This is a genomic window from Clostridium sp. UBA1652 (assembly GCF_002320975.1).
GTDB classification, from domain to species: domain Bacteria; phylum Bacillota; class Clostridia; order Clostridiales; family Clostridiaceae; genus Clostridium_T; species Clostridium_T intestinale.
Window position 1 is genome coordinate 15,743 of sequence record NZ_DCLI01000051.1, and the last position, 21,659, is coordinate 37,401.

General features: G+C 30.5%; 19 protein-coding genes and 1 other annotated feature. Of the genes, 4 read left to right on the forward strand and 15 right to left on the reverse strand.

The features are described from left to right. Nucleotides 1-7 precede the first annotated feature (7 nt). The 6 genes from B3N22_RS09725 to msrA form a co-directional block, all read right to left on the reverse strand. Nucleotides 8-2,911, reverse strand: a complete 2,904-nt coding sequence (locus tag B3N22_RS09725) for a DNA topoisomerase IV subunit A (RefSeq protein WP_286906665.1) — start codon at nt 2,909-2,911, stop codon at nt 8-10. A gap of 15 nt (nt 2,912-2,926) precedes the next feature. After that, nucleotides 2,927-4,879, reverse strand: a complete 1,953-nt coding sequence (locus B3N22_RS09730; protein ID WP_238905512.1) for a DNA gyrase/topoisomerase IV subunit B — start codon at nt 4,877-4,879, stop codon at nt 2,927-2,929. Nucleotides 4,880-5,104: 225 nt separating this feature from the next. Then, the gene (locus tag B3N22_RS09735) at nt 5,105-6,496 is read right to left on the reverse strand and encodes a glycosyltransferase family 2 protein (protein ID WP_286906668.1); all 1,392 of its coding nucleotides are present in this window, start codon (nt 6,494-6,496) and stop codon (nt 5,105-5,107) included. Nucleotides 6,497-6,764: 268 nt separating this feature from the next. Beyond that, nucleotides 6,765-7,031 carry a DUF1294 domain-containing protein gene (locus B3N22_RS09740; RefSeq protein ID WP_286906670.1) on the reverse strand — a complete coding sequence of 89 codons (267 nt, stop codon included), beginning with the start codon at nt 7,029-7,031 and terminating at the stop codon, nt 6,765-6,767. A 150-nt stretch (nt 7,032-7,181) separates the two neighbouring features. After that, on the reverse strand, nt 7,182-8,528 hold the full coding sequence (gdhA, locus tag B3N22_RS09745) for an NADP-specific glutamate dehydrogenase (RefSeq protein ID WP_286906671.1): 1,347 nt from the start codon (nt 8,526-8,528) through the stop codon (nt 7,182-7,184). A 63-nt stretch (nt 8,529-8,591) separates the two neighbouring features. After that, nucleotides 8,592-9,068, reverse strand: coding sequence for a peptide-methionine (S)-S-oxide reductase MsrA (gene msrA, locus B3N22_RS09750; RefSeq protein ID WP_286906673.1), 477 nt, complete (start codon nt 9,066-9,068; stop codon nt 8,592-8,594). Nucleotides 9,069-9,191: 123 nt separating this feature from the next. Here msrA and uvsE point away from each other — a divergent pair, with 123 nt between their 5' ends. The 4 genes from uvsE to metA all read left to right on the forward strand — a co-directional run bounded on the left by uvsE (nt 9,192) and on the right by metA (nt 13,425). Beyond that, the gene (gene uvsE, locus B3N22_RS09755; RefSeq protein WP_286906675.1) at nt 9,192-10,439 is read left to right on the forward strand and encodes a UV DNA damage repair endonuclease UvsE; all 1,248 of its coding nucleotides are present in this window, start codon (nt 9,192-9,194) and stop codon (nt 10,437-10,439) included. A gap of 124 nt (nt 10,440-10,563) precedes the next feature. Beyond that, nucleotides 10,564-10,725: a binding site (T-box leader), on the forward strand. A gap of 49 nt (nt 10,726-10,774) precedes the next feature. Beyond that, on the forward strand, nt 10,775-11,044 hold the full coding sequence (locus B3N22_RS09760; RefSeq protein ID WP_073020863.1) for an ACT domain-containing protein: 270 nt from the start codon (nt 10,775-10,777) through the stop codon (nt 11,042-11,044). A gap of 14 nt (nt 11,045-11,058) precedes the next feature. Continuing rightward, nucleotides 11,059-12,414: a PFL family protein gene (locus B3N22_RS09765; protein ID WP_073020860.1), complete on the forward strand. Its 1,356-nt coding sequence runs from the start codon at nt 11,059-11,061 to the stop codon at nt 12,412-12,414. A 93-nt stretch (nt 12,415-12,507) separates the two neighbouring features. After that, nucleotides 12,508-13,425, forward strand: coding sequence for a homoserine O-acetyltransferase MetA (gene metA, locus B3N22_RS09770; protein ID WP_073020858.1), 918 nt, complete (start codon nt 12,508-12,510; stop codon nt 13,423-13,425). Nucleotides 13,426-13,473: 48 nt separating this feature from the next. Here metA and B3N22_RS09775 read toward each other — a convergent pair whose 3' ends face one another. The 9 genes from B3N22_RS09775 to B3N22_RS09815 form a co-directional block, all read right to left on the reverse strand. Further along, complete coding sequence (locus B3N22_RS09775) at nt 13,474-15,180, reverse strand: methyl-accepting chemotaxis protein (protein WP_286906677.1); 1,707 nt, start codon at nt 15,178-15,180, stop codon at nt 13,474-13,476. Nucleotides 15,181-15,259: 79 nt separating this feature from the next. Beyond that, nucleotides 15,260-15,490 (reverse strand): preprotein translocase subunit SecG, encoded by a 231-nt coding sequence (secG, locus tag B3N22_RS09780; protein WP_286906679.1) that lies wholly within the window; start codon nt 15,488-15,490, stop codon nt 15,260-15,262. A 135-nt stretch (nt 15,491-15,625) separates the two neighbouring features. Continuing rightward, a complete protein-coding gene (eno, locus tag B3N22_RS09785) occupies nt 15,626-16,918 on the reverse strand; it encodes a phosphopyruvate hydratase (RefSeq protein ID WP_073020852.1) in 1,293 nt (430 codons plus the stop codon). A gap of 298 nt (nt 16,919-17,216) precedes the next feature. After that, the gene (locus B3N22_RS09790) at nt 17,217-17,804 is read right to left on the reverse strand and encodes a protein kinase (protein WP_286906681.1); all 588 of its coding nucleotides are present in this window, start codon (nt 17,802-17,804) and stop codon (nt 17,217-17,219) included. Nucleotides 17,805-17,852: 48 nt separating this feature from the next. Next, on the reverse strand, nt 17,853-18,338 hold the full coding sequence (locus B3N22_RS09795; RefSeq protein ID WP_286906684.1) for a GNAT family N-acetyltransferase: 486 nt from the start codon (nt 18,336-18,338) through the stop codon (nt 17,853-17,855). A gap of 98 nt (nt 18,339-18,436) precedes the next feature. Beyond that, complete coding sequence (locus tag B3N22_RS09800; RefSeq protein WP_286906685.1) at nt 18,437-18,574, reverse strand: FeoB-associated Cys-rich membrane protein; 138 nt, start codon at nt 18,572-18,574, stop codon at nt 18,437-18,439. 1 nt (nt 18,575) lies between these two features. Next, nucleotides 18,576-20,726, reverse strand: coding sequence for a ferrous iron transport protein B (gene feoB / locus B3N22_RS09805; RefSeq protein WP_286906687.1), 2,151 nt, complete (start codon nt 20,724-20,726; stop codon nt 18,576-18,578). 59 nt (nt 20,727-20,785) lie between these two features. After that, nucleotides 20,786-21,007 carry a FeoA family protein gene (locus B3N22_RS09810; protein ID WP_286906689.1) on the reverse strand — a complete coding sequence of 74 codons (222 nt, stop codon included), beginning with the start codon at nt 21,005-21,007 and terminating at the stop codon, nt 20,786-20,788. A gap of 36 nt (nt 21,008-21,043) precedes the next feature. Next, nucleotides 21,044-21,253, reverse strand: coding sequence for a FeoA family protein (locus B3N22_RS09815; protein ID WP_286906690.1), 210 nt, complete (start codon nt 21,251-21,253; stop codon nt 21,044-21,046). Nucleotides 21,254-21,659: the final 406 nt, after the last annotated feature.

Consider the following 21,659-nt stretch of genomic DNA (forward strand, 5'->3'; position numbering starts at 1 on the left):
CCTCCTCTTATTTGAAAACAACCTCTTTTACGCTATCTTCTAGTACTATGAGCATTAAGCTATTTCCTCTTCCTGCTCTGTTTTGAAGTTTTAACTCTTCTAAGGCTACTTCCTTCTTTTCCTTATTTTTTGAAGTAATAATCAGCTTTTTAATATAATTATACCCACATTTTTCGCCATTTACAATTAGGGTTGATAAACATTTTCCTGATACTACCTCATCTTCATCTTTTAAGGATATTCCTGTAACTCCTGATGCTAGTTTTCCCATAGCATTTACTGTATTACCTTCAAACAATATTCCCATAGCTTTTTTCGTTACTATAAGTATATTAGGATTTTCCCCATCTATTGAGGTAGATACAATACTATCTTTAGTTGTTTTTAATTTGTATCCTTGCACATTATTATAATCTCCTTTAAATTCTTTTAAAGAAGTTTTCTTAATTAATCCATTTTTAGAGAAGAAGTATACATATTCTTGTTCATAATATTCACTTACAGATACTATATTAATTATTTCCTCCCCTTTGTCAAAGGAATCTACTAATTTATCAAGATGTATTTCATTTATCTCTTGAATCTGTGCTGCTTTTAGTTTAAAGACTTTACCAAGGCTTGAGAAAATTAATATCTCCTCATTTGTATTAGTACGAGCTTTCATTAGTGATGCTGGAAGTTTACCATCTTTATTTATTTTTATATTACCTTTTTTATCTATTCCAACAATAAAGTCTAAAATATTATATTCACTTACATATTCAGTTTTAACTATCTCATCTTTTCCCGGAAGTAAACACAGTGCTTGAGGAACAATATTTCTCTCAGCTGCTTCAAGTTTAGGTTCTTCAACTGTGAAAATTAATCCGTTTTTGGTTTCGATTTTTAAAAACTCTTCTTGTTTATTTTCTTCTATAAGGGTTACATTTAAAAGTTTATCTCCATCTTTTAATTTAAGAGCTTGAAGTTTTGTATATCCACTTATAAATTTATCTAAAGTGCTCTTTTTTATTCCACCGTTAGTTGTTATGAACTTAAATAAATTATTAGGTGTAAAGTTATCTATTGAAAAAGCTCCTACTATGTTTTCTTTATCTAAATTTATGGTTTTTATGATTTCATCTATTCTAACGCCTTTATCTTTCCACTTCATATCTGGAATTGCATTTATTTTTATTTGATACATATATCCAGTGTCCGTAAATACCCCTAATGAATCTCTGGTATTACCATTTAAAGTATATGCTAAGAAGTCACCTTCCCTATACTCTATATCCTCTGGATCAGCATTAATTCTAGCATAAGTTTTCAAAGGTATCCTCTTTATAAATCCATCCTTAGAAAGTGTTATAACAACATCCTCTACCACAATTAACTCTTCTATATCTATTTTACCTTCATTTTCATCATGGATGATTTGAGTTCTTCTTGGATTTGCAAACTTTTCTGATACTTCTAAAAGCTCTGCTTTAATTACTTTCAATAATTCTTTTTCTTCTGCAAGAATCTTTTTTAATTTCTTTATTGTTTTTTCAAGCTCTTTATATTCTTTTTCAAATATATTTATTTCTAGCCCTGTTAATCTATATAACATCAATTCCAATATAGCTTCAGCTTGAGGTTCTGTAAATCCAAATTTATTTATAAGATTTATGCCTGCATCTTTTTTAGACTTGGAAGCTCTTATGGTTGCGATAACCTCATCTAAAACATTAATTGCTTTTATAAACCCTTCAACTATGTGGAATCTCTTTTCAGCATTTTCTAAATCCTTTGTAGTTCTTCTAGTAATTACTTCTTTTTGATGGTTCACATAATGAGTAATTATGGATTTAACTCCTAGTGTTTCTGGTTTTCCATCTGCTAGTGCAACCATGTTAAAGCTTATATTGCATTGAAGATCGGTTTTCTTAAATAAATATTTTAATATTTTATCAGCTGCATCTTCATCTGAAGCCTTTCTTAATTCTATAACAGCTCTAATACCCGTTCTATCTGATTCATCTCTAATATCTGTTATAGCCTCTAAGGCTTTAGCATGTCTCTTATCACCGGTCATTTCAGATATTGTTTGAAGTAATTTTGCCTTATTTCTTCTAAATGGGAATTCTGTTATTACAATTCCTACTCTTCCATTCTCTAGCTTCTCAATAGAAGTTTTAGCTCTTAGAACTACCTTTCCCTCTCCAGTTTCATAGGCAGTTTGTATAGATTCTCTCCCTATGATAACTCCTCCAGTCGGAAGATCTGGTCCCTTTATATAATTCATAAGTTCCTTTGTTGTTATTTCATTATTATCGATATAGGCTAAAGTTCCATCAATTACTTCTTTTAAGTTATGTGGTGGTATATTGGTTGCAAGTCCTACAGCTATACCAAATGTTCCATTTACTAAAAGATTTGGATATTTTGCAGGCAATACCCTTGGTTCCATTTCACTATCTGAATAGTTAGGAACCATTTCCACAACATCTTTATCAATGTCTCTTAACATTTCCATAGCAATTGGGGCCAACCTAGCTTCTGTATAACGCATTGCAGCTGCCCCGTCACCATCTATAGAACCCCAGTTTCCTTGTCCATCAATCAATGGCTCTCTAGTAGTAAAGTTCTGAGCAAGTATTACCATTGCATCATATACAGACGAATCTCCATGCGGATGGAATTTACCTAATATATCCCCAACTATTCTAGCTGATTTGTAGTAAGGTCTATCTGGATATGCTTTTAATAAATATGCTCCATATAATATTCTTCTATGTACAGGCTTTAAACCATCTCTAACATCTGGTAAAGCTCTGTCTTTGGCTACTTCTATAGCATATGGCAGGTAATTATCTGGCATTGCTTCTTCTAAAGGTACTCTAACTATATTATTATCTTGAGGTATTTCTGTCTTCTTTTTAGCCATTCCCGTCACCCTTTCTTAAAACTCTCCGTACTTATACATATATTTCTTTCTTGGTTCAACTACATCACCCATAAGCAATGAAACCATTTTTTCAGCTTTTGCTGCATCATCTATAGTAACTTGTAAAAGGGTTCTAGATTCAGGATTTAAGGTTGTTTGCCATAATTGCTCTGGATTCATCTCACCCAATCCTTTATATCTTTGTATAAGAGCTCCTTTACCTATTTCTTTTTTTGCTTTTTCTAGTTCTTCATCTGAGTAGGCATATTTATGAACTTCTCCACTTCTAGTATTTTTATATACTTTATATAATGGAGGTTGTGCTAAATATAAATGCCCGTTTGCTATAAGTGGTCTCATATATCTATAAATGTATGTCATCCACAAGGTTCTAATATGATATCCATCTACATCAGCATCGCTCATGATTATGATTTTATCATACTTCATATCTTCTTCTTTATAATTATCTAAAGTTCCTGTTCCTATTGCTGTATTAAATATTTTAAGCTCTTCTGAAGCTAAAACATTCTCTAGTTTCTGCTTTTCTGTATTCATTATTTTACCTTTAGATGGCATAATAGTCTGGAATCTTCTATCTCTTGCTTGCTTAGCAGAGCCACCAGCTGAATCTCCCTCAACTACAATAAACTCGTTAACAGTTTTGTCTCTCATTGTACATACAGCTATTTTTCCTGCTAATGGAGCTGTACCTTTCCCTATTTTCTTTCTTTCAGCTTCATTAATCTTTTTTATTTTCTCTCTTCTAGCTGCCGCATCTAAAGCGTTATTAATAATAGACGTTGCTATTTCTTTGTTATCCTCTATCCATTCACAAAGCTTAGTATAAGCTAAATCATTCATCATGGTATAAGCTTCATTATTACCTAACTTAGTTTTTGTTTGTCCTTCGAATATAGGATTTGTTATTTTTATTCTTACAATAGCAGTCATACCTTCTCTTAGGTCATCACCTTCAAAATCCTTATCCTTTTCTTTAACTAAATTAAGTTTTTTAGCCCATTCCTTAAAGGCCCTAGTCATTCCTGTCTTAAATCCAGTCTCATGAGTCCCAGCTTCTGTTGTAGGTATATTATTAACATAGCTAGCTATATATTCTGTTGTAGAGTCTGTAAACTGAATACATATCTCTCCATACATATTAATGCTTTGAGCACTTCTTTCTCCATCGAATATTATTGGTAATGGATGAAGTGGTGTTTTACTCTCATTTAAGTATTCTATAAAATCTAATAGTCCTCTTTCAGAGTAATATTCTTTTACTACAGCTTCATCTTTTCTTTCATCTCTAAACTCTAATCTAATTCCTTTATTTTGGAAGGCTAATTCTTTTAATCTTTCATCTATTACATCAAATTTAAAATCTGTAGATGTAAAAACCTCTGTATCTGGTAAAAAAGTTACCTTAGTGCCAGTTACATTACTTTTTCCTACTTCTTTTAAAGGATGAACTGGAGTTCCAGGCATATCCTTTTTTAATTCTTTGTCAAAGGTGTATTCAAATCGTTGAAGATACTTTTTACCCTTTTGACTAACTTCAACTTCTAGCCATTTTGATAGTGCATTTACTACAGCTGCACCAACTCCATGAAGTCCTCCAGATGTTTTATAGTTTTCATTATCAAACTTTCCTCCTGTGTGAAGCTCTGTATACACCATCTCCACACCTGACTTCTTTTTTATAGGATGTATTCCTGTAGGAACACCTCTCCCATTATCTATTATTGTAACGCTTTTATCTTTATTTAAAACTACAGTAGCTTTATCACCATATCCATTTGATATTTCATCAATAGCATTATCTAGTATCTCCCATACACAATGGTGCAAGCCTTTGCTTCCTGTAGAACCTATATACATTCCTGGTCTTACTCTAACCGGTTCCAATTTCTCTAAAGATGTTAAAGAGGTCACATCATACTTATGCATACTACTTTCTTTACTCATTCTTCCCCTCCGTACTTCCTCATTAAGTCATAAATTTATATTTTAAATTATTATCTACACTTTAAGATATTCGAATTTTTTATTGGTTTATTTATAATATGTTCACTAGATAGTAAAAAATATACCTAATTTTCTCCTCTTTGTCAAACGGATGTTCTGTAAAATTATGTTATTTTATTTATTTGCAAAATAAAACCCAATGATCTACATTGGGTTAACAATCAATTAAACATCATAAATGCCTATCTGTCTTACGTGTTTTGTATGACTCCACTCTTTATTGTTCTTGTTTAAGATACCTTGAATAGTTATAGGTATCCAAGTCAAGCTGTAAATTCCATACAATAAGTATCTAAAGAAAGCTAAGAAACCCTTTTTACCTAATAATACAAAAGAAATAATAAAAAATCCTATTGTATATAGTGCATGAACTCCAGTAATAATATACATATTTTTAACGCCATCTAACAATACTGGGAAAATAAACGCATTAAGTGAATATGCTGCAAATACTGCAAGTAATTTCCCTGAAACCTTTTTGTCTTTAAATAAAACAAATGGAGTAAATAAAAATTGTACCATCAAGAAAATTCCCCATATTGTACTACCAAATAGACTCTTCATTTCAAATATATTCAATCCACTTTCCACATTTGCTTGCAAGAAAGATAGTATTAGCGATATTCCTAAAAGTAAAACTACAAAAGGTTGTGCAACATATAAAGCACAATCAAGAGCTCTAAAGTCTTTATCTTTTATAGCTTTTTTAACAAGCCTTGTGAAAAATCTTGTTGCAACGTCTGCAAATCCTTGCATCCATCTTTTTCTTTGACTCCAAGATTGTTTTAAAGTAAGTGGTTTTTCATCATATATTACTGCATCATGTGCCCAACCAACTCTTTCGTTGTTTAAAATAAGCTTACAACTAAATTCCAAATCCTCTGTTAGACAAGTTGCACCCCATCCAAGCTTCTTAAGGATATTTATGTCTATTGCGAAACCTGTTCCACCAATTTGGTTAGATAAACCTAAGTTTTCTCTTGATAATTGGAACATTCTATTTTGTGACCAAAATGCTATAGAATAAGAGCTTGCAATCCATGAATCTTCTGGATTTTTAGAATCAAGATAGCCTTGGACAACTTTAAATCCTTCATTCATCTTAGCATTGATTTCTCTTAAGAACTCTGTTGAAACTAAGTTATCCGCATCAAATATAGCAACTGCATCATAGTTCTCTTTCATTTTGAATATTTTATCAAACATCCATTCAAGAGCGTAACCTTTACCTCTTTTTTCTTTGTCATTTCTTTCAAAAACTTTAACACCATGTGCTCTAGAAATTTCAGCTGTTTTATCTGTACAGTTATCTGCAATTACGAATACATCATAAAGCTCTTTTGGATAATTAAGCTTTCCCATGCTGTCCAGCAAATTACTAATAACAACTTCTTCATTGTGAGCTGCAACTATTAACGCATATTTCTTATTTGCTGTATAATCCTTCTCCTTATTTTTTCTAAAAAGACCAAATACCGCTATTATCAAATAGTATCCAGTAATACAAAATACCAATACTTGAAATATGCCAGTAATGACTGAAATGTAGTATTCCATCCTACTCACTCCTAAAATTATATTTAAATTCATGTACATCCAATTTTATTTTCATTTAAAAATTTAATTGTCTATTCCATTTATGTACCCCTACTAATATATTGCATAGTATAAAAAAAATCAAGTGCTCTCTTACTCTCAAGTATGTATTATTTTTCTTATATTTTTCTTAAAAAACTATTGCAATTTAATTAAAATATGATAATATTTTTAAAATTTATACAGATTAAATCAAAAATAATAAAATACGCTCTATATTTTTGATAAGTTAAAAATTAATATAATACATATATATTAGTATTTGAACAATAAGAATGCTGGGAATCCCATATGTAAACTTTTTATGTTTAGTTTTATGTCTAAAGAAGTTCATTCCGCCTATTATGCCTAAGCTTCCTCCAAACATAGCTATTAAAAATAAAGTACTTTCTTTAGTTCTCCAATTCTTTTTTATAGCTGCTCTTTTATCTTTCCACATTATAAGTAATCCTATTAAATTTAATACAAAAAAATATATATAAATATATTTATTCAAAACAATACCTCTCTATAAACGAAATAATTTATTCTTCCTTCTCTCTTAAGGATAGGCTAAAATTTTATTAAATTCCACTACAAATTTCTTAAGATTTTTTATCGAATAAAAAATGCTGTATCTTTAAACTTAAAGATACAGCATAAAATTTTATACTACCCCTTGTGCTAACATGGCGTTAGCCACTTTTATAAAGCCTGCTATATTGGCTCCAATAATTAAATTATCTTCTTCACCATACTCTTTTGCAGTATTTTTTATATTATTAAATATATTACTCATTATTTCCTTTAATCTTTCATCAACTTCTTCAAAACTCCAAGCATATCTAATACTATTTTGAGACATCTCTAGTGCTGAACAAGCTACTCCACCAGCATTTGCAGCTTTCGATGGACCAAATAATATATTATTTTCTAAAAATAAATCTATAGCTTCTAGTGTAGATGGCATATTAGCCCCTTCTGAAACAGCAATAACACCATTTTTTATAAGTTCACTTGCTCCATGTTCATCTATCTCACCTTGAGTTGCACAAGGAAGAGCTATATCACATTTATTACTCCAAATCCCCTTATAATTATCTACAAACTTAGCTGTTGGTTTATCTTTTATATATTCCTTAATTCTTGCTCTTTTTATTTCTTTTATGTCCTTAAGTATCTTTAAATCAATACCATTTTCATCATATATATATCCACTAGAATCTGAACAAGCTACAATTTTAGCACCTAGTTCTATGGCTTTTTCCATAGCGTAAATTGCTACATTCCCAGATCCTGAAACAATGACTTTTTTCCCTTTAAAACTTAGTCCTTTATTCTTTAGCATTTCTTCTGTGAAATATACAAGCCCATATCCTGTAGCTTGTGTTCTAACTAAACTTCCTCCAAAGGTAAGACCTTTTCCAGTAAATACACCTTGATCACTCATGCTTTTTATTTTTTTATAATATCCATACATATACCCTATTTCTCTAGCACCAACGCCTATATCTCCTGCTGGTATATCCATATCTGAGCCTATATACTTATACAATTCTGACATAAAAGCTTGGCAAAACCTCATAATTTCATTATCTGATTTCCCCTTAGGATCAAAGTCTGCTCCACCTTTTCCTCCACCTATAGCTAACCCAGTTAGTGAGTTTTTAAAAATCTGCTCAAAACCTAAAAACTTTATAATACTTTGATTTACTGTAGGATGAAATCTAATACCACCTTTATAAGGTCCTATAGCTGAATTAAACTGAACTCTGTATCCTCTGTTTACATGAACTTTTCCTGTATCATCTACCCAAGGAACTCTAAAATATATTAATCTTTCTGGTTCAGTTATCCTTTCTAATAAAGCAGCTTCAATAAAATTAGGATTTTTATCAAATACGGGTGCTAAAGAAGTTAATACCTCTCTTACTGCATCAAAAAATTCTATCTCCCCTGGATTTCTTTTTTTAACTATATCTAATACCGATTCTACATATTCAATACCTTTCATATCTTCCTCCTAGCAAAAAATTGTTATGCCTTAAAAATTTAGAAAGGCTATATGTTACATATCTTAAGCGTCTAAATTAATATGACAATATCCACCTGGATTCTTTTTTAAATAACTTTGATGATATTCTTCTCCATCATAAAAACATTTTAATGGTTCTATCTCTGTAACTATTGGTTTATCATATTTTAACTGTTCTTTTTCTTTATATTTATTTATAACCGCTAAATCTTCTTTATCAATATAATATATTCCAGTCCTATATTGATGACCTATATCAGGCCCTTGTCTATTTAAAACAGTTGGATCTATTATTCCAAAATATTTTTCTAAAATCTTATCTAAAGTTACTTCATCTTTTGCATACTCTATGTATATTGCCTCGGCATGACCAGTTAATCCTGTACATACCTCCTCATAGGTTGGATTTTCTTTATGTCCATTAGCATAACCTACTTTAGTTTCCTTAACTCCATCAATTCTAGAAAAATACTCTTCAACTCCCCAAAAGCATCCTCCAGCTAAAACTATTTTTTTCATAAAAATCACCTCTTTAAAAAATGTTATATTATATTATTATATTATTAAAAAAATTTATAAGGAATACTTTTATATTTAAAATATATACTAAATTTACTTTATAAAATTAAGGAGAAACTTTTTATGAAAATAGGCTATGCATGTATCCCTTTAACTATCCCCTTTAGAACCAATAGAAGACTATTACTTAAAGACTTTACATATGAAAAAACTTCAGAAATTATAGAAAATAATCTTTCAGATTTACATAAAATACTAGAATATAATAAAAAAAGAGATATTGACCTTTTTAGAATATCTTCAGATATAATTCCTCTAGGAAGCCATGAAATTAATGATTTACCTTGGAAATCCATATTTAAATCTGAGCTAACCTCTATAGGAAATTACATAAAAGAAAATTCTTTTAGAGTATCCATGCATCCTGGTCAATATACCATTATAAATTCTCCAAGTGAAGATATAGTAAATAAATCTATACGAGACTTTGAATATCACACAGATTTTTTAGATTCTTTAGAGCTTAACTATACTCATAAATTGATTTTACATATAGGTGGAGTTTATGGTGATAAACCTCTTGCTAAAAAACGCTTTATAGAAAATTTCAAAAGACTCTCCTCTTCTGCACAAAAAAGAATGATTATAGAAAATGATGAAAAAAATTATTCTTTAGAAGACGTTTTGGAAATAAGTGAAAAAATAAATATTCCTGTAGTATATGATAATCTTCATAATACTTGTTATGGCAGCAATAACTTAAGTGTCAAAGAGATTTATGAATTAGTACATAAAACCTGGAAAGAAGAAGATGGAAACATGAAAGTTCATTATTCTCAGCAAGACGAAAATAAAAAAATTGGTTCTCACTCTACAACAATTAATATTGAGGACTTTTTAGAATATTTTAAAGAAGCAAAAGACTTTAATCCAGATATAATGCTTGAGGTAAAAGATAAAGACATATCATCTATAAAGGTTATAAATTCCCTAAATTCTCTTAAAGGGATTAATGCTAAATCCACAATAACAGAAGAATGGGCTAAATATAAATATGTTGTTATGGCATATAATTATGAGTCTTATAAAACATGTAGGAAAATAATAAAAGATAATGGAGATATATTGTCTTTATATAAATTTATAGATGAAACCTTAAAAAATCCTTTGGATGAAGGAAACTATATAAATACTTTACATCATGTATGGGGATACTTTAAAGACATCTCAAAAACTCAAGAAAAAAATCATTTCACAAAAATGATGAGTGAAAAAAAGTTTTCTAATGCTAAAGATTATCTATTTAAACTTACTAATAAATACGATGTTGAGTATTTAAAAAAAGGTTATTTTTTTCATGAAATAACCTAAAATAACAATTAACTATTTCTAATAAATTTCTTTGAATTATTAAATAATATATTTATTATTAATTTATTTCTTTACAAATTGACAATTTTACATATACAATATAAAATAATCAATATAATTAAATATTTATGCGATGAAAAAGAAAAGTAATAATATAATCCTTACAGAGAAGTTGTGTTTGGTGGAAACAACTAGGTTAATATTATGAAGGGAACTTTGGAGTATTTATCTTTTAAGTTGGGCATTTGCTAAGAAGGGTGGAACCGCGGATTATTTCGTCCCTTTATTGGTAAGGTCCTTTTTGTTTATTAAATTTTAGATAGGAGTAGATAGCAATGAAAGCAATTTTAACAGTACTAGGACAAGATAAAGTAGGAATTATAGCTGGAATAAGTCATGAGCTTCAAGAATTAAATATAAATATTCTTGATGTTAACCAAACAATAATGCAAGGATATTTTACTATGATAATGATGTTAGACCTAGAAAAAAGCGAAAAATCTTTCGAAGACATAAAAAATTCTTTAGTTTTAAAAGGTGAATCTCTTGGAGTTAATGTAAAAATCCAAAGAGAAGAAATTTTTAATTCCATGCACACACTATAATTGGGGGGTAACTAATGAACGTTAATAATATTTTAGAAACCATAAAAATGATTGAAGAAGAAAAGTTAGATATAAGAACCATAACTATGGGTATATCTTTACTTGATTGCATAGATCCAGATATAGATAAAGCATGCTCTAAAATATATGATAAAATAACTAACTCTGCCAAAGATTTAGTTAAAGTTGGTAATGAAATCGAAACAGAGTTTGGTATTCCTATAGTAAATAAAAGAGTATCCGTTACTCCTATTTCAATAATAGGTGGCGCAACTGATGCAGATAACTATCTTAAGTTTGCTGAAACTTTAGATAGAGCTGCTGAAACTTTAGGCGTAGATTTTATAGGTGGCTTCTCTGCTCTTGTACATAAAGGCTACACCAAAGGAGACGAAATACTTATCAAATCAATACCTGAAGCTTTAGCAAAAACTAAAAAAGTGTGCTCCTCTGTAAATGTTGGTTCAAGCAAATGTGGAATTAACATGGATGCTGTTAAACAAATGGGAGAAATAATTAAGCAAACTGCTGAACTTACTAAAGATACTCAAGGTTTAGGATGTGCTAAGCTTGTTGTATTTGCTAATGCTGTAGAGGATAATCCATTTATGGCTGGAGCTTTCCACGGAGTTGGGGAAGCTGATAAAGTAATTAATGTAGGTGTAAGTGGTCCTGGAGTTGTTAAAATCGCTTTAGAAAAAGTAAAAGGTGAATCATTTGATGTGGTTGCTGAAACAATCAAAAAGACAGCCTTTAAAATAACAAGAATGGGTCAGTTAGTTGCTCTTGAAGCTTCAAGTAGATTAGGTGTTCCATTTGGAATAGTAGATTTATCTTTAGCTCCAACACCTGCTATAGGAGATTCTGTTGCTCACATATTAGAAGAGATGGGGTTAGAAGTTGTTGGAACTCATGGAACTACAGCTGCTCTTGCACTTCTAAATGATGCAGTAAAAAAAGGTGGAGTTATGGCTTGTGGCCACGTTGGTGGATTAAGCGGCGCATTTATTCCTGTTTCTGAAGATGCTGGAATGATTGATGCAGTTATGAAGGGCTCTTTAAATCTTGAAAAACTTGAAGCTATGACTGCTATTTGTTCAGTTGGATTAGATATGATAGCAATCCCTGGCGATACTTCTGCTTCAACTATAGCTGCAATGATTGCTGATGAATCTGCAATAGGTGTTATAAATAATAAAACAACTGCCGTTAGACTCATCCCTGCTCCTGGTACTAAAGTTGGAGATATAGTTCATTTTGGTGGATTACTTGGTTACGCTCCTGTAATGCCTACAAATAAATTCTCTTCTTTTGATTTCATTCAAAGGGGTGGAAGAATACCAGCTCCTATACATTCATTTAAAAACTAATAAAAATTAAAACCTGACTACTTGAGCACTTAAGTACATGACTACCTGAGTACTTGAGTCCTCAGCTTAATAATAAAATGGGGGTGCAAAAAAATGCCTTTAAAAATTCCTAGCGATTTACCTGCTTTTAACATATTGAAAGAGGAAAATATATTTGTAATGAGTGATTCAAGAGCTGAGTCTCAAGATATAAGACCTCTTAAAATAGCTATTTTAAATCTAATGCCTACAAAAATTTCAACAGAAACTCAACTGCTTAGGCATTTAGCTAATTCACCATTACAAGTAGATATAACATTACTTCAAACTCGTACTCATACTTCTTCACATACGGCTTCTCAACATTTAGATAAATTCTATAATTATTTTGAAGATGTAAAAGATCAAAAATTTGATGGATTAATTATAACTGGAGCTCCAGTTGAACATTTGGTATTTGAAGAAGTAAACTATTGGAATGAGCTTGAAGAAATTTTAGACTGGAGCAGTCATAATGTATTTTCAACTCTGCATATTTGTTGGGGAGCGCAAGCTGGATTATATTATCACTATGGAGTTCCAAAATATAAACTAAGTAATAAAGTATTTGGGGTTTACCCTCATGTAGTATATAAAAATAATCATGAACTTTTAAGAGGATTAGATGATATTTTCTATGCTCCACATTCAAGGCATACAGAAGTATTAAGAGAAGATATAGCAAAAATTCCTGAGTTAGAAATTCTTTCTGAATCTGAAGAATCTGGTGTATTTATAGTTTCTGAAAAGTCTGGGCGAAAGATATTTATAACTGGTCACCTAGAATATGAAAGATCTACTCTAAGAGATGAATATTTACGTGACGTAAACAAAGGTTTAGATATAGATATTCCTGATAATTATTTTCCTAATAATGATCCTTCAAAACTTCCTTACGTTACTTGGAGAGCATCAGCTAATATAATTTTTTCTAACTGGCTGAATTATTGTGTATATCAAAAGACTCCGTTTAATTTAGAAGATTTAAAATAGAGAAAAACCATTATAGCTTGTACAACCTGTAGCTATAATGGTTTTTATTTATATCTTAAACATTTCTAATTCTTTTACTAAATTATCGTTAGCACTTTGTGATTTTTCATCCATCTCTAATATTTCATTAGCATCTTGTAGTAAATAAGATGTTGTTTCTGTAATATTAGTTATTCCTATAGTTCCTTGATTTGAAGCTTCAGCTATATTTGTGATAACTTCATTTAAGTTTCTAATAGAAGCTAATATTTCTTCTGATGTGCTAGAGAAATCTGTTATTATCTCTTGCATGAAATCAGCATCTTTAGCATAATCTTCACCAGTTACAACAGAAGTTTCATAATCTTTTATAACTATGTTGTTTATGAAATCTATTAGAGCCTTTGAACTTTCAACTAATCTATTAACTGTACCAGTTACTCCAGATGTAACACTTTGTATCTTTCCTACAGCTTCTTGAGAATCTTCCGCAAGTTTTCTTATTTCATCTGCAACTACTGCAAATCCTTTTCCTGCTTCCCCTACTCTAGCTGCTTCTATAGCTGCATTTAAGGCTAAAAGATTAGTTTGTGATGTTATTTCTAATATAGACTCTGTTAGTATCTTAACTTTCTCAACTGATTTAGCATCCTCTATAGCAGAAGCTAAGTCATTTTGATGTTTTCTACCTATCTCTGATGCTGTTTCCTTTGAAAGCAATGATTTTTCTTTTAATGAATTTGCTCTCTTTGTTATATCATGAACTATGTTAAGTGAATGGTTAGCTTTATCAGATATACCTTCAAGGGCCTTTTCAAGTTCCTGAGATGATGCACTCATTTCTTCCGTAGATGCACCTGTTTCTTCCATACCTGCTGCTATGTGCTCTGTAGTTTCACTCATATCCTTAACTTTATTATGAAGGTTATTTACTAGATTATTTACTGAACTAGATGTTTCCACTGTTACATCTGAACTTTCTTTAACCTTAGAAAGAACTACTTTAGTATTTTTCTGCATATCGTCTAGTGCTAAATACATAGTACCAATTTCATCTTTTCTAGTTTTTAATTTTTCTGGAATTTCTTTTCTATAATCTCCTGAGGATATAGTTTTTATGTACTCTACAAATTCTTTTATTGATTTAACTATCCCTTGAGTAACCGCTCTCGTAATTGCTACATTTAAAGCTGCAAATAATAAAACTAATCCTATTATTACTTTTATTATTAATCCCATTTCTTTTTTATTATTATCTTTAAGAGTTGCTACTTCTTCAGTTTTACTTTTGGATATTATATCTAAAGTACCATCTATAGCACTTAAGGATTCAGTAGCAGTTATTATATCTTTTTTAACCTTGTCCTCATTTGTAACATAATCTTTTAAATCAATATTTATATTATTTAACGTTTGTGAACGTGTTTGCAATAATCCTATGTAACTTTCCTTTATGCCATAATTATTATCCGTAACATCTTTAATCTCATCATTTAGTTGTTTAAGTTTTCTCTTATAGTCTTCTTGCAAGGATGTTAAAACATTTTTATCTTTATAGTTTTGTCCTGCTGATGAAAGTGCTACTCTTAAGTCTCTAGAACTATTGTTTATTTGTACTAACTTTTGTAAGAATACTACATTATTATTATAAAGGTCATCTATTTTATTATCTGCAACTTTCAAAAAAACAGTAGATATTCCACCAAATAGAAGCGTTATTATAATTGAACCAATGGAAATTATTCTTATCTTTTTACTAATTTTTAGATTATCCACATTACCCCACCTTTCTTGTAATCTTTTGTTATATTTTATGTATACTTAGAACAAAACTCAGCCAATATGGCTGAGTTAATTACTTTATTAAGTTTAATAGTATAGTATTAACTGCAAATAATACCATTGAAATCATCGTTATTCTGGCTAACATTGCCTCTCTTGTTCTACCTTTATTCTTTGAAAAAAATGTTTCGCTTCTACCTTGAATCAATCCACTTAGTCCATCTGATTTACTAGGTTGAAGTAATATGGTTATAATTATTGCCAATCCTAATAGCGATTCTATTACTATCAATAGTGTCTCCATTGGGCACCTCCTACTTTCCGTTTAAAATACCTTAGTATATAATAACATAATGCTTTCATTATTACAATAATTATTAATGTTAATCCTAGACTTTAAAAAAGGTAATGAGATTAACCCCATTACCTTTAAGAAAAACTATTTTACGTTGAAGAATGCTTTTCTACCTCTGTATTCTGCAACTTCTCCTAATTCTTCTTCAATTCTTAATAATTGATTGTATTTAGCAACTCTTTCAGATCTTGCTGGAGCTCCTGTTTTTATTTGTCCTGCATTAACAGCAACAACTAAATCAGCTATTGTAACATCTTCTGTTTCACCACTTCTGTGTGATACCACTGCTGTGTAGCCAGCTCTGTTAGCCATTTCTATTGAGTTTAATGTTTCAGTTAAAGTTCCTATTTGGTTAAGTTTAATTAAGATTGAGTTTGCAACTCCTTTATTTATACCATCTTCTAATCTCTTAGTGTTAGTTACAAATAAATCGTCCCCAACTAATTGTATCTTGCTTCCTAATCTATCAGTTAGTAACTTCCAACCTTCCCAATCTTCTTCTGCCATTCCATCTTCTAAAGATATTATTGGATATTTTTCTACCCATTTAGCATAGAAATCAACCATTTCAGCTGCTGTTAAAGTTTTTCCTTCATTTTCTAATACATACATACCATCTTTATAGAATTCTGAAGATGCAGCATCTATAGCTATAAATACATCTTTTCCTGGTTCATAACCAGCTTTTTGTATAGCTTCTATAATAACTTCTAAAGCTTCTTCGTTGCTCTTTAGGTTAGGTGCAAATCCACCTTCATCGCCCACACCAGTAGCATAAGATTTATCATTTAAGATTTTCTTTAATGCATGATATACTTCAGCAGATATTCTTAATGCGTCGCTAAAGCTTGCAGCTCCAACTGGCATTATCATAAATTCTTGTAAATCAACTGAGTTATCAGCATGTTTACCACCGTTTATAATGTTCATCATAGGAACTGGAAGAACTTTTGCATTTACTCCACCTATATATTGATATAAAGGTAATCCAAGATAGTTAGCAGCAGCTTTAGCTACAGCTAAAGAAACACCTAATATAGCGTTTGCTCCTAATTTACCTTTATTGTCTGTACCATCTAAATCTATTAATACCTTATCTATTAAAGGCTGATCAAAAACATTCATTCCTATTAATTCTGTAGCGATTTCTTCATTAACATTTTCTACGGCTTTTAAAACACCTTTACCTAAGTATTGGCTGTTATCTCCATCTCTTAACTCAACTGCTTCATATATACCAGTTGAAGCTCCTGAAGGAACTGCTGCTCTACCTACTGTTCCATCTTCTAGTACTACCTCAACCTCTACAGTTGGAAAACATCTTGAATCTAATATTTGTCTAGCTACTACGTCTACAATCTCAACGTATTGTTTCATAAGAAATTACCTCCTTAAATTTAAATACTCATTTTATTATTTCATTTTGTAATAATAATAATACAGCTATGTTAATTTTAAAACATTTTTAGTACTAATTATTACTATAATAATAGTATTTTTCCTCTTTACAGTTATATTATACCTTTTATTTTACATAAATTCAACCAATTGAAATCAATTATCATTTAATTTTCTATTAATCCTTTCTAAAAATTATATTATCTACTTTTTATATTAGTACAAAAAAATAAAAAAGAAGCTATCTCAGATTTTTAACAGCTTCTTTTTTACCTAATCATTTAATATTAAGTTTAAAGTATTTATCAATTTTACTCTTCCACATTTTGGCCACATTTCTATCAAACTCTTTTATATTTTCAAGAAAGCTTTCTAATGCATCTACTCCTTCTAACCCCTTCATTAAATGTCTAGGATATTCTCTTCTTCTTACGTAATTATCTTTTGGATCAATTACTCTTATGTTCCCTTTATCATCAACGTATATATCTCTACATCTTATGTCCAGTTTGGTGAATTTTAGCCTTTTAAACTCCTTAATCAAATCATATAACTGCCTAGATATATCTTTAGTTAAGCCTACCTTTTTGATGTATTTATCTAATCTGATTCCATCTACCATTTCTCTTATTATATAGTAATCTCCGTACTTCGTCATTTTAGGAAAATATTTAGATCCTTTAGCCTTTTTTAAGGTATAGGCTTCTTTTAAACAGATTTTTTTATCATAAAATATCTTTATGATTTTTTTACCAGGCAGTAGATACACAACTCCATTATGTCCTCTGTCCAAATACTCGCCTTGTCTAAAGAGCTTTTCAACTTCTTCATCAAAATCTAAGCTGACATCATATTTTTTATCCATACTTATACCCAAATACATTGCTTTATATTTATACTATGCAACACTCCCTTATTTTGATAATTGCAATAAATATCTTAAAAGGGATTTATCTGTACTTTTTAAGAAAAAGCTATTTACTAAAACTCCTCCAGCCCCTTCTATAAGCCTCTTTGAGTTTTTATTATCTTCATAGCAAGTTATTATTATTTTATCTAACTCTAATTCTTTAGCTCTTTTTATTCCATATTCTAATAACATCTTCCCATACCCTTTGTTTCTTTCAGATATAGAAACAAAATAACTTACATTCCCTCCAATTACTAACTGCTCTACTGATGGTTTTTTTCTTAAAACCACATCACCTAAAAATCTTTCGCCATCTACTAGCCAATAGTATTCTTCACTTTCCCAAACCTTTAAAACTTCTTCCATAAATGTTTCAAAGTTACTAACGCTATAATTTAGTTCATTATCTTCTTTATTATTTTTGCTATCATTAATTGCACTTATAAAGCTTTCAAAATATTTTTCTTGTGGTTTAATAAATTCTCCCATATCTTCTCCTACAATTTTTAATATTCTAATTATAGTGTTTAAATAATAAAAGGTACAGACTATTTTTATATAGCCTGTACCTTTTAAAACAATATATTTTAGTGTTTACAACTAGATGCTTTACTACAACCAGAGCATCCACTACAACTTCCTCCACTTTTAGAGGATTTGTAAGTTCTATATCCTGCAAAACCTATGATGCCAAATACAACAGCTCCAACTATAAATGTAGCCATATTACATCGCCGCCTTTTTTTCTATTGATCCTTCAATAATTTTTGAAGAAACTTTACTTGGTTTTCTAAATAATAAATATATTATTCCTGCAATTAATGCAAACCCTACAGCAGTTCCTACTCCAAAGCTTCCGCCTGAAATAAATGATCCTACTTGGAATACAATTAATGCAAGTACATATGCAAATATTGTTTGATAGCTAAGAGCAAAAGCTGTCCACTTTCCGGATTTCATTTCACCACGTAATGCACCTATAGCTGCAAAACATGGAGCACAAATTAAGTTAAATACAAGGAATGAGTATGCAGCAAGTGGTGTAAATGCAGCTTGAAGATTTCCCCAAACCTCTGCACCATCTTCAGCAACTTCAGCAAATCCATAAAGAATACCAAATGTTCCTACTACATTTTCTTTTGCTATTAATCCAGTAAATGTTGCTACAGCTGCTTGCCATTCACCCCATCCAAGTGGTGCAAATACAGGTGCTATAACACGTCCTATACTAGCAAGTATAGAGTCAGTAGTATCTACCATTTCCAGACTCCAGCTAAATGAGCTTAAGAACCATACTCCAACAGTAGCAAGAAGTATTACAGTTGTTGCTTTCTTAACAAATGCTTTTGATCTGTCCCATGTATGAAGAAGAATATTTTTAATTCCTGGTACATGGTAAGAAGGAAGTTCCATTACAAAGGGTGCTGGATCTCCAACAAAAAGTTTTGTTTTCTTAAGCATAATACCTGATGTGATTATTGCTCCTATTCCTAAGAAATAAGCAGACGGTCCAACCCAAGCTGATTCTGGGAATAATGCACCTGCTATAAGAGCTATTATAGGTAACTTAGCACTACATGGAATAAATGTAGTTGTCATTATTGTCATTCTTCTATCTTTTTCATTTTCAATTGTACGTGATGCCATAATCCCTGGAACACCACAACCTGTTCCAATAAGTATTGGAATAAATGATTTACCAGATAGTCCAAACTTTTTAAATATACGATCCATTATAAAGGCTATACGAGCCATATATCCACAATCTTCAACTATAGCTAGGCATAAAAATAGTACCATCATTTGAGGTACGAAACCTAATACTGCTCCAACTCCAGCTATTATACCGTCTAATATTAATGAATTAAGCCAGTCTGCTGTTCCAATTGATGTTAGAAAGCCTTCTACAGCTGGTGGTATAATATTTGTAAATAATTCATCATTAACCCAGTCAGTAGCTATTCCACCTACCGTAGATATAGATACGTAATAAACTCCAAACATTACTAGTGCAAATATAGGTAAAGCAAGCCATCTATTTGTTACAATTTTATCAATCTTATCCGAAGTTGTTTGATTAGTTTTATTTTTCTTATTAACTGATTGTTTTATAACTTCAGTTATATAATCATATCTTTCACTAGTTATAATACTCTCACTATCATCATCAAGTTTAGCTTCACAAGCTGTTATAATCTCTTCGATTTTATTTTTAACTTCCCTTGAAAGTACTACTTTTTCTTTAACTTTTTCATCTCTCTCAAATAATTTTATAGCAGTCCAATGAACATTTTCATTATTTAATGGTGCTTTTATAATTTCAGCTATTTGTTCTATTGACTTTTCAACATCTTTTGAGAATTTATGAACTACTTGAGTAGTTTTTTTAGCTTTAGCAAGTTCTATAGCCTTCTCAGCTACTTCTTTTGAGCCTATACCTTTTAAAGCTGATGCTTCAATAACTTCACAGCCAAGAGCTTGGCTTAATTTTTTTATGTCTATAGTGTCGCCATTTTTTCTAACGACATCAATCATATTTACTGCCACAACCATAGGTAAACCTATTTCTTTAAGTTGTGTAGTTAAGTATAAATTTCTTTCTATATTAGTACCATCAATAATATTTATAATAGCGTCTGGTTTTTCATTAACTAAATATTCTCTTGAAACAACTTCCTCTAAAGTATAAGGTGAAAGTGAATATATTCCAGGTAAATCTTGTATAATTATATCTTTATGCCCTTTAAGTTTACCTTCTTTCTTTTCTACAGTTACCCCAGGCCAATTACCTACGTGTTGTGAGCTACCGGTTAAACTATTAAACATCGTGGTTTTACCACTGTTAGGATTTCCGGCAAGTGCAATTTTAATTGACATTTATATCCCTCCTATTGGTATGTTCTTTAAAGTTTATATATTACTAAAAATTAGCGTCCTTAATCTACTTCAATCATTAATGCATCATCTTTTCTTAAACTAAGTTCATATCCTCTTACATTAACTTCTACAGGATCACCAAGAGGAGCTACTTTTCTTATATAAACCTCAGTTCCTTTAGTTATACCCATGTCCATAAATCTTCTCTTAATAGCACCTTGTCCATGTAATTTAATAACCTTAACAGTTTCACCTGTCTTAACATCCTTTAATGTTTTCATATTATAAATCCCCTTTCTATATGAACATCCTACTTATTACACCATTATTCTGTTTGCCATAGACTTACTTAATGCTATACGAGCATCTTTTACATTAACAATTAAATCTCCAGCCATTTCGTTAACCACTGTTACATTTCCCCCTATAACAAAACCAAGATGTTCTAGATGACGTCTAGTCTCATCATTACCTGTGATTCTCTTTATAACATTTGTTTCGCCTACTTTTATCATTGTTATCGGCATACCGTTCACTCCCTTTTCATTTTAAAATAAATATTCATAGCCTTTTATTTATATGCAAATGAAAATTCTTTTCAATAGTTAAATAATACACCTATAGATAATAATTTTCAATATCTTTTAGTATATTTTTTAACATTTTTTAAGCTAGTACCCTACTTTTATATAAGTATACATTTACACACATCTATTCTGTAGAGACTTCTTCTCAAGTCTCATTAGATTCCTTTTACTAACATAAAGATTAGACTGGCGCTGAAAAACACGCCTACCGAATAGGAGTGTACTTCTGCCCTGTAGGAGTTTCTTCTCAAGCTCCATTAGATTCCTTTTACTAAACTAAAGGATTAGACTGGCGCTGAGGATCACGCCTACCGAATAGGAGTGCACTTCTGCCCTGTAGGAGTTT